This is a genomic window from Amycolatopsis keratiniphila (genome assembly GCF_000400635.2).
Lineage (GTDB): Bacteria > Actinomycetota > Actinomycetes > Mycobacteriales > Pseudonocardiaceae > Amycolatopsis > Amycolatopsis keratiniphila.
This window is the reverse complement of the sequence record NC_021252.1, coordinates 4,134,048-4,147,593: the sequence shown is the minus strand read 5'-3', so window position 1 is coordinate 4,147,593 and position 13,546 is coordinate 4,134,048. Positions and strand designations below refer to the sequence as shown.

Annotated in this window: 10 protein-coding genes; 3 read left to right on the top strand and 7 right to left on the bottom strand. The window is 69.1% G+C overall.

The window, feature by feature from the left end; translation table 11 throughout:
* Window positions 1–244 precede the first annotated feature (244 nt).
* The gene (locus AORI_RS59830; protein WP_016334119.1) at window positions 245–676 is read left to right on the top strand and encodes an acyl-CoA thioesterase; all 432 of its coding nucleotides are present in this window, start codon (window positions 245–247) and stop codon (window positions 674–676) included.
* On the opposite strand, the gene AORI_RS59825 is transcribed toward AORI_RS59830, so the two are convergent.
* Window positions 664–2,259 (bottom strand): alkaline phosphatase D family protein, encoded by a 1,596-nt coding sequence (locus AORI_RS59825; protein WP_016334118.1) that lies wholly within the window; start codon window positions 2,257–2,259, stop codon window positions 664–666. The genes AORI_RS59830 and AORI_RS59825 overlap by 13 nt on opposite strands.
* Window positions 2,260–2,371: 112 nt before the next feature.
* Here AORI_RS59825 and AORI_RS59820 point away from each other — a divergent pair, with 112 nt between their 5' ends.
* On the top strand, window positions 2,372–2,833 hold the full coding sequence (locus AORI_RS59820; protein ID WP_016334116.1) for a tRNA (cytidine(34)-2'-O)-methyltransferase: 462 nt from the start codon (window positions 2,372–2,374) through the stop codon (window positions 2,831–2,833).
* Between the two features lie 78 nt (window positions 2,834–2,911).
* Here AORI_RS59820 and AORI_RS59815 read toward each other — a convergent pair whose 3' ends face one another.
* The 6 genes from AORI_RS59815 to AORI_RS59790 all read right to left on the bottom strand — a co-directional run bounded on the left by AORI_RS59815 (window position 2,912) and on the right by AORI_RS59790 (window position 10,396).
* A complete protein-coding gene (locus AORI_RS59815; protein ID WP_016334115.1) occupies window positions 2,912–3,892 on the bottom strand; it encodes a VWA domain-containing protein in 981 nt (326 codons plus the stop codon).
* Window positions 3,889–4,773 (bottom strand): DUF58 domain-containing protein, encoded by an 885-nt coding sequence (locus AORI_RS59810; protein WP_228688411.1) that lies wholly within the window; start codon window positions 4,771–4,773, stop codon window positions 3,889–3,891. The genes AORI_RS59815 and AORI_RS59810 overlap by 4 nt, the downstream gene beginning before the upstream one ends.
* Before the next feature lie 70 nt (window positions 4,774–4,843).
* Window positions 4,844–5,911 carry an AAA family ATPase gene (locus tag AORI_RS59805; RefSeq protein WP_016334113.1) on the bottom strand — a complete coding sequence of 356 codons (1,068 nt, stop codon included), beginning with the start codon at window positions 5,909–5,911 and terminating at the stop codon, window positions 4,844–4,846.
* A 92-nt stretch (window positions 5,912–6,003) separates the two neighbouring features.
* Window positions 6,004–8,280, bottom strand: a complete 2,277-nt coding sequence (locus AORI_RS59800) for a hypothetical protein (protein ID WP_016334112.1) — start codon at window positions 8,278–8,280, stop codon at window positions 6,004–6,006.
* Between the two features lie 44 nt (window positions 8,281–8,324).
* Window positions 8,325–8,867, bottom strand: a complete 543-nt coding sequence (mobA, locus tag AORI_RS59795; RefSeq protein ID WP_016334111.1) for a molybdenum cofactor guanylyltransferase — start codon at window positions 8,865–8,867, stop codon at window positions 8,325–8,327.
* Between the two features lie 179 nt (window positions 8,868–9,046).
* The gene (locus tag AORI_RS59790; protein WP_016334110.1) at window positions 9,047–10,396 is read right to left on the bottom strand and encodes an NlpC/P60 family protein; all 1,350 of its coding nucleotides are present in this window, start codon (window positions 10,394–10,396) and stop codon (window positions 9,047–9,049) included.
* 341 nt (window positions 10,397–10,737) lie between these two features.
* Between AORI_RS59790 and AORI_RS59785 the strand changes: the two genes are divergently transcribed.
* A complete protein-coding gene (locus AORI_RS59785; RefSeq protein ID WP_016334109.1) occupies window positions 10,738–13,545 on the top strand; it encodes an aconitate hydratase in 2,808 nt (935 codons plus the stop codon).
* Window position 13,546 lies beyond the last annotated feature (1 nt).

Sequence of the window (13,546 nt, the reverse complement as noted above, 5' to 3'; positions counted from 1 at the left end):
CAGGGTCCCGGCAAAGTCGGATGATGTCCACAAAGGACACCAACCGACAGGCAAATGTCCGTTTGATTCATATTAGTCCGGTTTTTGATTGGGGTCGTGAGTGTTTTTGGTCGTTCTAACGACCAAAAACACTCACGACCCCTTCACAAAACTTGACCAGGAGGAGAGGCTTCAGGCACTGCCGCTCAAGTTCCTGGCATTGACTCCCAAGGTAGGGAACAGGGCCTTCACGTAGGTTGGAACCGTGACAGAGCCACGGAAACCGATCGTCGAGATGCCGCTGCGCGTGCGCTACCACGAATGCGACGGGCAGGGCATCGTGTTCAACGCGCACTACCTCGCCTATGTGGACATGGCCATGTTCGAGGTCGAGAAAGCCCTCTTCGGCTCCCACCAGGAGGCGGTGGCCCGCGGTGTCGACGTCGTCGTCGCCGAATCGAACCTCCGCTACCGCGCGCCTTGCCGCTACGACGACGAACTGGTCGTCGCCGTGTACCTGAACCACCTCGGCACGACGTCGCTGATCATCGACTTCGAGATCACTCGCGACGGCCGCCTGTGCGCGGAGGTCAAGACCCGCTACGTCTTCGTCGACCCGGCGACCCTCACGAAGGCGGCGCCGCCCGCGGCTGTGCGCGAGGCGTACGCCGCCTTCGTGCCCACTCAGGCGGACTGAACGCCAGGCCGCCGGTCCTCGACGACGTAACTGGCCCGCGTGCTGATCGGCGCTCCGGGGGTGTTGACGTACGGCACCACCCGGAAGTCGCTGCGCCAGCGCTGCCGGTTGACGTTCACCCGGACGTACCCGCGCTGGCTGTTGAAGAACTTCATGTGCGGGTTGGCCTTCAGCAGGTTCTCACCGCCGGGCGTCATGTCCGCGCCGTTGCCGCCGCTGGTGATCGACGTCCCGACGAACTCGCTCGCCACGGTCGGCGAACCGGGGTCGGCGAAGTCGCGCTTGAGGTCCCAGGCGTAGTTCTGGTGCCTGTCGCCGGTGATGACCACCAGGTTCCGCACCCCGCGGTCCTGCGCCGCGGCGAGCACACGGTCGCGGTCGGCGACGTAGCCGTCCCACGGGTCGAGGTAGACGTTCGTGGCCTCGCCCGCGTCGGTGTCGGTCTGGCCCATCGGCGCCTGGTTGCCGAGGATCTGCCACCGCGCGCGGGACCGCGAGAACCCGTCGAGCAGCCACTTCCGCTGCTCCGAGCCGAGCAGGGTGCGGTTCTCGTCGAACCGCTCGGTGCAGTTCGCCGACTGACCGTCGCCGCACGGCTGGTCGTCGCGGTACTGGCGGGTGTCGAGCATGGTGAAGTCGGCGAGCGTGCCGTAGCTGAGCCGACGGTGAAGCCGCGCGTCCGGCCCCTTCGGCAGCTGGGCGATGCGGTACGGCAGGTGCTCGTACATCGCCTGGAACGCCTCGGCCCGCCGCTGCCGGAACACCGCGCGGTCCTGGTCCGGTTCCTTGTCGATCTGCGAGATGTCGCCCGCCCAGTTGTTCTCCACCTCGTGGTCGTCGTTGACGTGGATCCACGGGAAGGCGGCGTGCGCGGCCATCAGCGGCGCTTCGGACTTGTAGAGCGCGTACTGGAGCCGGTAGCGGGCCAGGTCGAAGGTCTCGCCCTTGAACTGCGGTCCCACGGGCGTGCCGCGGCCGACCCCGGTGACACCGCTTTCGTAGAGGTAGTCGCCCAGGTGCACGACCAGGTCGAGATCCTCGGCCGCCATGTGGTCGTACGCGGTGAAGTGCCCGGCCTCCCAGTTCTGACAGGACGCGAACGCGAAGTTCAGCTCGCGCGGCGACGACCAGGCGACGGGCGCCGTCCGGGTGCGCCCGACCGGGGAGATCACGCCGCCCGTGCGGAAGCGGTAGAAGTACTCGTGGTCCGGCGCGAGACCGTGGACCTCGGGGTGCACCGAGTGACCGAGTTCCGCCGTGGCCACCACGGAGCCGCGGCGGACCACGGCGCGGAAGCGCTCGTCGAGCGACACTTCGTACTCGACGCGGACCGGCGTGCGCGGCATGCCGCCGAATCCGTCGGCCTCGTAGGGCTTCGGCGCGAGCCTGGTCCAGAGGACGACACCGCCGGGCAGCGGGTCGCCCGACGCGACACCGAGGGTGAACGGGTCGCCGGCACCGCGGGCGAGCGGCATCGCGCCGGCGGCGTTCCAGGCACCGGTCCCCAGCAGGACGGCGGCAGCGCCGGCGGAGCCATAACCGAGGAAGCGACGCCGCGACAGGGGGTGAGGGAGCGAAGGCATGTAAGCCCTCCTGTGGTGGGATGGTCACGGGCGGGCCTCATGCTCGTCCGGCTTGATGGCCGCCCGGCCGCGCTCAGGCGAAGCGCCCGTGAACGAAAGACGATCAACCCTCGTGTTCCGCATCCTGTTCTACCGCCCCGAAATACCGCCCAACACGGGTAACGCGATCCGCTTGACCGCGAACACCGGCTGCGAGCTCCACCTGGTGGAGCCGCTCGGTTTCACGCTGGAGGACAAGCAGTTACGGCGCGCGGGGCTCGACTACCACGACCTCGCACGCGTCCACGTCCACGCGGATCTCGACGCCGCTTGGGCGGCATTGTTGCCCGCCCGGGTCTACGCGTTCAGCGCGTCGGCGACGCGGCTGCACACCGACGTCGCGTACGAGCCCGGTGACGTCCTGATGTTCGGGCCGGAGTCGGCGGGGCTGCCCGCCGAGATCCAGGAATCCGCGCAGGTGACCGATCGGGTGCGGCTGCCGATGCTGCCGTCGAGCCGGTCGCTGAACCTCTCGAACACCGCTGCGATCAGCGTGTACGAGGCTTGGCGGCAGAACGGCTTCGCGACCCCGTAGCTACCCAGATGTCATGAAAGGGTCGTTCAGGACATATTTTGTCCTGAACGACCCTTTCATGACACGTCGCGAGCCGACTCAGGGCAGGCGCTGCCCCAGGAAGAGCGAAGCCGCGGCACCGATCATCAGCACCAACGTCCCGAGAATCACCCAAGGACGACTCGCGTCGGCGTCCTTCAGCTCGTACCCGATCTGCTCGCCGAGGTCGTCATAGACGCGTTTCAGCTCGTCCGCGCTCGCCGCCTTGTAGAAGTCGCCGCCCGAAAGCCGCGCGATCTCCTCCAGCGATTCGTCGTCGACCTTCACGTCCTGCGGTTTGCCGTCGATGTCGACCGAACCGTGCGTGGTGCCGAACGAGATCGACGAGATCGGCACCTGCGCCTGCTTCGCGGCCTGAGCGGCCGTGTAGCCGCCTCGCGGTGCGTACAGGTCGTCCGGGACGGTCTGCTTGCCGTCACTCATCAACACGATCCGCGCGGGCGGCGGGCCCTCCGCGCCGCCGACGATCGCCGAGAAGCTCTCGATCGACTGCAACGCGGCGAAGATCCCTTCACCGGTGGCCGTCGACTGCGCCAGCTTCAGGTTGTCGATCGCCTTCACCACGCCACCGCGATCAGTGGTCGGCGCGACCAGCACGGTCGCCGTGCCGGCGAAGGAGATCAGCCCGAGGTTCACGCCCGGCGTCATGTTCTGCGCGAACGACCGCGCCGACTCCTGGGCCGCCTTCAGCCGCGTCGGGGCGACGTCGGTCGCCTCCATCGACAGCGACGTGTCGATCACCAGCATCACGGTGGCCCGGTTGCGGGGCACCTTCTGCTCGGCCGTCGGCCCGGCGAGCGCGACGGTGAGCACCAGCAGCGAGAGCACGATCAGGATGGCGGGAACGTGCCGCACCCATCCCTGGCTCTTCGGCGCGACCTTCTCCAGCAGTTCCAGGTTGGCGAACCGCATGGTGCGCTTGCGCCGCGCGCGCTGGGACAGCACGTAGCCCACGGCCACCGCGGCGACCGCCAGCAGCAGCAGGAACCACCACGGCGACGCGAATCCGGTGAGGCTCACGCGACACCACCGGACCAGCGGCGCTTGCGGGCCACCACGAACCGGACCATGTCCGCGATCCAGTCCGAATCGGTGCGCAGCACCAGATGCGCGGCACCGGCGCGGCGCAGCGCGGCCGCGACCTCCTGCCGGTGTGCGTGCGCCGCGGCGCCGAATTCCTTGCGCAGCAAGGCCGAAGCGTGCACTTCGCGCTGTTTCCCTGTCTCCGGGTCGGCCAGCACGACGGTGCCCACGTCGGGCAGGTCGATGTCGCGCGGGTCGAGGACTTCGATGGCGATGAGGTCGTGGTGCCCGCCGAGCGCCCGCAGCGGACGCTGCCATTCGGTGTCGCCGAGGAAGTCGGAGATCACGACGGCGAGCCCGCGACGACGCGGCGGGCGACGCAGTTTCTCCAGTGCCGCGGCGAGATCCCCGCGGACGCCTTCCTCGGCACGCGGGGTCTCGGCGATCTTGCGGACCAGCCCCCGCGCGTGCGGGAGCCCGCCGCGCGCCGGGATGCGCGTGATGTTGCCAGCCCCGTTGGAGACGAGCGCGCCGATCCGGTTTCCGCCACCGCCGGTCAGATGGGCGACCGCGGCTGTCGCGCAGACGACCAGGTCGCGTTTCTCGCACAGCGCGGTGCCGAAGTCGAGGCTCGCGGACACGTCCGCCACCAGCCACGTCTCCAGTTCGCGGTCGGCGACGGTCTCCCGGATATGCGGGCTCGTCGTGCGCGCGGTGACCGCCCAGTCCATCCGGCGGACGTCGTCACCGGGCTGATACGGCCGGGCCTCCCCCGGTTCCGAACCCGGCCCCGGCACGAGGCCGAGATGGTTTCCCTGCAACAGACCGTCGAGACGGCGGCGCACGTCGAGTTCGAGCGTGCGCAGGCCCGCCTCCATCCGCTCCCCGCGGAGTACCGGCGGAGCCCAGGAAGGACGTTCGCCCTTCTCGTTCTTCACGCTCGCTTCCCTACCTGACCGGTGCGCCGGCCGGGACCGGGCCGCCCTGCCCGGCGCCGCCCTGCGGACGGGCCGAGACCTGCGGCAGCGGCACGGTCTGCAGCACCCGCGTGATGATGTGGTCGATGGGCACACCGTCGGCCAGCGCGTCGTAGGACAGCACGAGCCGGTGGCGCAGCACGTCCGGAACGACGTCGACGACGTCCTGCGGCAGCACGTAGTCCCGCCCGCGGACCAGCGCCAGCGCGCGGGCGGCGGCGATGATGCCGAGGCTGGCACGCGGCGAGGCGCCGTAGGACACCCAGCCCGCGACGTCGGCGAGGCCGTGGTCGTTCGGCGTACGGGTGGTGAGCACGAGGCGCACGACGTAGTCGACGAGCGCGTGGTGCACGAAGACCTGCGAAGCGACGTTCTGCAGCCGCACCAGCTCCGCCGGGCTGAGCACCTCCTGCGGGGTGGGCGGGGTGACGCCCATCCGGTAGATGATCTCGCGCTCTTCCTCGGCCGTCGGGTACTCGACGACGATCTTGAAGAGGAAGCGGTCACGCTGCGCCTCGGGCAGCGGGTACACACCCTCGTTCTCGATCGGGTTCTGCGTGGCGAGCACGAGGAACGGGTCGGGCATCGGGAAGGTCTGGCCGCCGATCGACACATGCCGCTCGGCCATCACCTCGAGCATCGCCGACTGCACCTTCGCGGGCGCGCGGTTGATCTCGTCGGCGAGTACGAAGTTCGCCACCACCGGGCCGAGCTCGACGTCGAACCGCTCGGCGCCCTGCCGGTAGATCCGGGTGCCGAGGATGTCGGCGGGGACCAGGTCCGGGGTGAACTGCACGCGCGAGAACGAGCCGCCCACGACACGCGCGAAGGTCTCGACGGCGAGGGTCTTCGCGACACCGGGCACACCTTCGAGCAGAAGGTGCCCCTTGGCCAGCAGGCCGACCAGCATCCGCTCGACCAGCCTGTCCTGGCCGACGATGATCCGCTTGACCTCGAACACGGTTCGCTCCAGCAACTGGGCGTCCCGCGCCGGCGTTCCGGGCTGCTGCGCGCCGTCGGCGTAGCCGGGCTCGGTCACTCGTGCCTCCTGTGTTCCCCGCTTGCGTTCTTGCGTCCGGATGTGACCGTAGTGGTCGGTGACACAGCCGTTCGTGACGGTAGCCAACCCGATCAGCGGTATGACGGCTGTGAAGGGGCCTCGTCCCGGAACTTCACCAGGTCGTCCCACGCCTGTTTCGGGTGCATCGCCATCCGCTGCCGGACGACGGCGAGCCCGTGCAGACGGGGTGTCAGCCGGTCGGCGGTCAGCGTGTCGTCGAAGACCTCCAGCACGGTCGCGCAGAACAGCACGAAACAGCCGCTGTGCCAGCGCAGATCGCTGATCGCGGCGGCGTCGGTGTCGCCGCCGGCCACCAGTCGTTCGGCGATCGCGGCCAGTGCTTCCGGCTCCTCCGTCCCCGGGATGCCGAGCAGTTCCGTGGTCAGCGCAACCAGTTCCGGCGAGCGGTCCAAGGTGGCCGCGGTGGCGATGAAGGCGCGGGCCTTGCCCGCCAGTTCCCCCGTGACGAGGCTTCGCGCGACGATCTCCAAAGACGGCTGATAGACCTCGTTCGCGAGATCGACCATCTCCGTGGCGCAGCGTTTGAGGTCGCGGGGCAGTCCTCCCGACAGACAATGGGCCAGGTAGCAGAACTGTTCGGAGATCCCCCGCAACCGCAAGGCGATCCAGAGCCTGCTTTCGTCCAAAGTGAACGGTTCGAGCCGCACCATCTCCGAGAACGCGCTGTCGAAGGCATCCCGGACGCCGAGCCCCCGCTGTTCGAAGCCGAGGACGGCGTCGTCCGAGACGGACACGAAGAACAGGCACCCCGGGACGTCGAAGACACCCTTCACGTCGTTGATGAACTGGTGCGCCTTGTCGGGTTCGCCGATCTTGTCCAGTTCGTCGATCGCGATCACGACCCGGCCGGCGATCCTCTCCGCGTCAAGCCGCCGAGCCACCTCTTCGGCGAACTCGCGGAACTTGTCGACGACCTCCGGATGGGTGAGCTGCTGTTCGGCGCGCTGGGTCGACCAGGTGCGGCCTGCCTCTCCCTTCAACGGCATGGAGAGCTTCCCGGACCATCCGGTCGTGTAGGTCTGCAGGAACCGGATCCGGTCGAGTTGCTGTTCGGTGAGGCGGCGGAAGCCCGCCAGGCGGAGGTCCCGGCGGCGCGCGACGAGGAACCGGACGGCCGCGATTCCGGTCGCCACCACGCCGGACACCAGCCGCAGCAGGAACAGTGACACCACTCCGAGCGCCAACAGCTTCGCTGTGGGCTGTCCCGTCCACACCTGCTGGGGCGTCACCCGCCCGTTCACGACATCGAGCGCGAGCGTCCAGAGGTCCCGCCACGGCGCCCCGCCCCACAGCAGCCACACGGCCGACGCCGCCACGCCCCAGAACACCAGGAACGCCGACGCCTTCCGGAGTGAGCGCCCGAGCATCCGCCGCCGCCGAAGACGGCCGGACACCGTTCGCGACCCCGTCGAGATCTTCGCCAGCACCGTCTTGCAGAGCAACGCGTGCAGGTGCAGCACGAAGTCGCGGGCCTCGTAGGCGGCGGGCGCGGAGGCGACCACGACCAGTGGCGCCGCCCGGTCCGACCGGCTCAGCAGCCCTTGCTCCAGCGAGCGGATCGACGTGGTCTTGCCGGTCCCCCGGTGCCCGGCGAGCGCGACGGCCACCGAATCGGCCCGGTCGACGATCCGCCGCAGCCGTTTCACCGCGGCCGTCCGCACGAGGCTCGCTTCCAGCTCCGCCGAGGCGTCCGGATCTTCGAAGACGAGATTCACGCCCGAGCGGATCCGCCGGTGATCCCGCAGATGGCCCCGGAGGGCGGGCAGGACGATCTCCCGCAGCGCGAACTCCCACCGGTCGCCCAAGCCGATCATCTCCGGATGTGCCCACTCCCCGGTGCGTTGCCAGCCTTCGGTGACGAAGAGCCTGGGGACCCGCCGGCCGATGACCAGGACGGCCATCCCGATCACCCCACCGAGCCCCAGCACGCCGACCAGCTGGAACGGCAACGGCATCGATGACCACGTCAGCTGCAGGATCCGGAGGTACCCCACGAGAAGCGCGCAGGTCACGAGCAACCAGCCCGCCTCCCGGACGGTCACCCGCCGGAACGGGAGGCGCCGCGGCCGTTCGAAGACCACGCCCGCCCGTTCGCGCTCCATGCGGATCCGCGCGAGCGCGGTGACATCGCCGAGCACGGCCGTGCGGGCGTCTTCGGCGCGCAGCCCCTCCCTGCGGAGTCCCGCGGCGATCTCCGGTTCGGTGAGCGCTTCGTCGAGCACGGCCTCCAGCGCGAGCAGCGACGACCACGTGTCGAAATCCTCGACGAAACCCCGGCCGTCGCGCAGGAGGTCCGACTCGTACTCGTCCGGCTGCAGGTCGCTCACCGGCTTATGATGCCGAACCGCCCGGCCGCGTTCCCCGGCTCCGGTCAGGAAAACCGGTCCAGATCCTCCGGCGTGTCGATGTCGGCGCTCTCCCCCGGCTCTTCGGGCACCTCGACGATCTCCAGCCCGCCCAGCGTCCGCCGCAACGACGCGTTCTCCACCGGTTCCGGCAGGGCGCCGCGCAGGGCCTCCGCGCGCCAGGCGCCGAGCAGCCACTGCCGCTCCCCCGAGGCGTCGACCAGCACCGCCCCTGAGGCGTCACCGAGCCCCGCCAGCAGGCGGTCCACAGTGGATTTCCGGACGCCGGCGAGGTCACCGGCCAGCACCACGACGATCTCCGTGCGCACCAGCGCGAGCCCGGCCGCCAGCGCGGCCACCGGACCCGATCCCGGTGACGACTCCCTCGTCCACACGACATCGTCGAATCCCGGCCGTTCCGGGCCGACGACGATCACCGGGTCCGCGTCCGCGAGCGCCGCCAAAGCCCTGGCCAGCAACGGTTTTCCACCGACGGGGAGCGCGGGTTTGTCCACCCCGGACAGGCGACGCGCGGCACCGCCCGCCAGCACGATCCCCGCGTACGCCACCCCTAGCCTCTGCTTCTCGAAGCGCGCTTTCGGATTTCCGCAGCCGGGCCGCGGCATGGGGAAGCTACTCGCTCAGCCGTGTCAGCGGCCCGCCTCCGCAAATCCGAGGCCTCCGGCCGAAAAGAAACGCGCGCGCGTGTCCTCGCCCGACCTGCCGCCTTCAGTTCGGGAGACACGCTCTATCCGATCAAGCGGGTCGCGTACGGCATGATGCCGCCGTACCGCACCGGCGCGATCCGGACCCGCAGGCCCGACTGCGGCGCCTCGACCATCTGGCCGTTCCCGAGGTACATCGCGACGTGGTGGATGCCCCGCGCGCTGCCGCCCCAGAAGAGCATGTCGCCGCGGCGCATCTGGGAGAGCGGCACCTTCCGGCCGGCGTTGTACTGGTAGCCGCTGTAGTGCGGGAGCGACTTCACCCCGGCGAACGCGTAGATCATCAGGCCCGAGCAGTCGAACCCGATCTTGTTGTAGTCGCCGTAGCGGTCCGCCGTGCCGCCGTCGCGGATACCGCGGGTCGGACCGGAGGTGTTGCCGCCACCCCACGCGTAGACCACTCCGAGCTGCGACAGCGCTCGCCGGACGACGGCCTCGACACTCGCCCCGGCGGGGGCGGACTGGACGGGCCTGGCGGACGGACGGCCACCGCCGCCCTGGCTGGGCCTTTCCGCGGCGAGAGCGGCCTGACGAGCACGCTCCTCGTCCTCACGGGCCTTCTGCGCCTTCCAGTCCTCGTAGCGCTGCCGCTGGCCCTGCAGGCCGTTGACCTTCTGCTGCGCTTCGAAGAGTTGCTTCTCGACGCTGGCCTTGTCGGCTTCGAGTTTCTGGTTCTGCGCGGCCTGGGTGTCCTGGGCGTGCTGCGCGGCGCTCTGCGCGTTGTCGGCCTCGTGTTTGGCCGCCTCGGCCGCGCGCTTGCGCTCCTGCGCGATTTCCAGCTTCTTGCGCGCGGTCGCGTCCTTGTTGGACTTGTCCGTCTGCGCGCGCTTCATCGTGTCGAGCGCGTTGAGCCTGCTGCCACCGACCGCGTCGAGCATCTGGGCGCGGCCGAGGAGTTCCTTCGGGCTGTTGGCGGTCAGGTACGCCGACACCGAGCCGATCGTGCTGCCCTGCTGGAAGCTCGCGGCGGCGAACTTGTCGAGGTCGGCGCGGGCCTTGTCGATGGTCGCCTGCGCGGCGTCGGATTCGGTGCGCGCGGACCGCGCCTCGCGATCGGCCTGCGCGGCTTCGTCCTGCGCGGTCTCCGCGTCGACCCGCGCCTTGTTGGCCTCTTCCATCTTCAGCTCGACGTCGTCGTTGAGCTGGGCGAGCTTCGACTCGGCCTGGGCCAGCTGGTTCGTGAGCCTGCCGACGTCGCCCGCCTTGGCGTTGGCGTCGGCCTTGCTGGAGTTGATCTCGGAGTCGCTGGGATTCGGCGGAGGCGGCGGTACCGCAACGGCGGTACCGGTCACCCCGAGCAACAGGGCGATCCCGAGGGCGCCGATGGTCATGCCACGGCGGGCACCGGTCCCCGACCCGGCTTCACCACGCACGATCCACCCACCTCCTGATCTTGAACAATGAGCTCACTGTGCCACTGCCGTCACAGCATTACCAGAAGCACCACCAGGAACTTACACACCGTAGGCACCATTTCCCCTCAACGGGGGACGAACAGACGAACGTTTCGTCACTCGAACGGACGCAGACGCTGAGACCTTCATGACCCGCGTGTCGGCTTGCCAAGCCAAACAGGACGGGCGTACTGTTTGAAGGGACGAACGAGGTGTGCCATCCCGGGTCCGGACCTACGGTGGGGGTGCGCAACACTCGCTCCGGGTCGGCCCGAACGACCTGGAGAACACACCGAACTGACCCGCCACTGGAGTTAGAAGTGACCGCACCCGCCAGCAAGGACAGCTTCGGCGCCAAAGACACGCTGAAGGTGGGCGACGCCTCCTACGAGGTGTTCCGCCTGAACAAGGTCGAGGGCTCCCAGCGCCTTCCCTACAGCCTGAAGATCCTGCTCGAGAACCTGCTGCGGACCGAGGACGGCGCGAACATCACCGCCGACCACATCCGCGCGCTCGGCAACTGGGACGCCAAGGCCGACCCGTCGATCGAGATCCAGTTCACGCCCGCCCGCGTGATCATGCAGGACTTCACCGGCGTCCCCTGCGTCGTCGACCTCGCCACCATGCGCGAGGCCGTCACCGACCTCGGCGGCGACCCGGACAAGGTCAACCCGCTCGCCCCCGCCGAACTGGTCATCGACCACTCCGTCATCATCGACGTCTTCGGCCGCGCCGACGCCTTCGAGCGCAACGTCGAGATCGAGTACGAGCGCAACCGCGAGCGCTATCAGTTCCTGCGCTGGGGCCAGGGCGCGTTCGACGAGTTCAAGGTCGTCCCGCCGGGCACCGGCATCGTGCACCAGGTCAACATCGAGCACCTCGCGCGCACGGTGATGGCCCGCAACGGCCAGGCGTACCCGGACTCCTGCGTCGGCACCGACTCGCACACCACCATGGTCAACGGCCTCGGCGTGCTGGGCTGGGGCGTCGGCGGCATCGAGGCCGAGGCCGCCATGCTGGGCCAGCCGGTCTCCATGCTCATCCCGCGCGTCGTGGGCTTCAAGCTCACCGGCGAGATCCCGACCGGCGTGACCGCCACCGACGTCGTGCTCACCATCACCGAGATGCTGCGCAAGCACGGCGTGGTCAGCAAGTTCGTCGAGTTCTACGGCGAGAGCGTCGGCGCGGTGCCGCTGGCGAACCGCGCCACCATCGGCAACATGAGCCCCGAGTTCGGCTCCACCGCGGCGATCTTCCCGATCGACGAGGAGACCGTCCGCTACCTCAAGCTCACCGGCCGCTCCGAGGAGCAGGTCGCGCTCGTCGAGGCCTACGCCAAGGAGCAGGGCCTCTGGCACGACCCGTCGCACGAGCCGGAGTACTCCGAGTACCTCGAGCTGGACCTGTCGACGGTCGTCCCGTCGATCGCCGGCCCGAAGCGCCCGCAGGACCGCATCGAGCTCACCGACGCGAAGAACTCGTTCCGCAAGTCGATCCACGACTACGTGGGCGGCGAGCAGGTCCCGCACACCAACGTGGACGAAGCCGTCGAAGAGTCCTTCCCGGCCAGCGACCCGGCCGCCCTGTCCTTCAAGGACGAGGGCGCGGTCGACATCCAGTCGGCGGCGAACGGCCACACCGGCCGCCCGACCAACCCGATCAAGGTCAGCACCCCGGACCGCGGCGAGTTCATCCTCGACCACGGCGCCGTGGTGATCGCCTCGATCACCTCCTGCACCAACACCTCCAACCCGTCGGTCATGCTCGGCGCGGCGCTGCTCGCGCGGAACGCGGTCGACAAGGGCCTCGCGGTCAAGCCGTGGGTCAAGACCTCGATGGCGCCGGGTTCGCAGGTCGTCACCGACTACTACGACAAGGCCGGCCTCTGGCCGTACCTGGAGAAGCTGGGCTACCACCTGGTCGGCTACGGCTGCACCACCTGCATCGGCAACTCCGGCCCGCTCTCGGACGAGATCTCCGCGGCGATCCAGGAGAACGACCTCACCGCGGTTTCGGTGCTCTCGGGCAACCGGAACTTCGAAGGCCGTATCAACCCCGACGTGAAGATGAACTACCTCGCGTCGCCGCCGCTGGTCATCGCGTACGCGCTCGCCGGCACGATGGACTTCGACTTCGAGACCCAGCCGCTCGGCCAGGACACCGACGGCAACGACGTCTTCCTGAAGGACATCTGGCCGTCGGCCAAGGAGATCCAGGAGACCATCGACTACGCGATCACGCAGGAGATGTTCACCAAGGACTACGCCGACGTCTTCGACGGCGGCGAGCGGTGGAAGTCACTGCCGACCCCCGAGGGCAAGACCTTCGACTGGGACGCGGAGTCCACCTACGTCCGGAAGCCCCCGTACTTCGAGGGCATGCAGGCGGAGCCCGCCCCGGTCACCGACATCTCCGGCGCGCGCGTGCTGGCGAAGCTGGGCGACTCGGTCACCACCGACCACATCTCCCCCGCCGGCGCGATCAAGCCGGGCACCCCGGCCGCGCAGTACCTGACCGAGCACGGCGTGGAGAAGAAGGACTTCAACTCCTACGGCTCGCGTCGCGGTAACCACGAGGTCATGATCCGCGGCACCTTCGCGAACATCCGGCTGCGCAACCAGCTGCTGGACGACGTGCAGGGCGGCTACACCCGCGACTTCACCCAGGCCGACGCCCCGCAGGCGTTCATCTACGACGCGGCGCAGAACTACGCGGCGCAGGACATCCCGCTGGTCGTCCTGGGCGGCAAGGAGTACGGCTCCGGATCGTCGCGTGACTGGGCGGCCAAGGGCACGCGCCTGCTGGGCGTGCGCGCGGTGATCACCGAGTCGTTCGAGCGCATCCACCGGTCGAACCTGATCGGCATGGGCGTCATCCCGCTGCAGTTCCCAGCGGGCGAGTCGGCCTCGTCGCTCGGCCTCGACGGCACCGAGACGTTCGACATCTCGGGCATCACGAAGCTGAACGACGGCGAGACCCCGCGCACGGTCCACGTCACCGCGACGAAGACCGACGGCACCAAGGTGGAGTTCGACGCGGACGTCCGCATCGACACCCCGGGTGAGGCGGACTACTACCGCAACGGCGGCATCCTGCAGTACGTCCTGCGGAAGATGACGCAGGCGTAAG

Bases quoted from the DNA above. Each gene is read 5' to 3' on its own strand.
- AORI_RS59825 (WP_016334118.1), bottom strand. From the start codon at position 2,259: ATGCCTTCGCTCCCTCACCCCCTGTCGCGGCGTCGCTTCCTCGGTTAT.
- AORI_RS59810 (WP_228688411.1), bottom strand. From the start codon at position 4,773: ATGGAGGCGGGCCTGCGCACGCTCGAACTCGACGTGCGCCGCCGTCTC.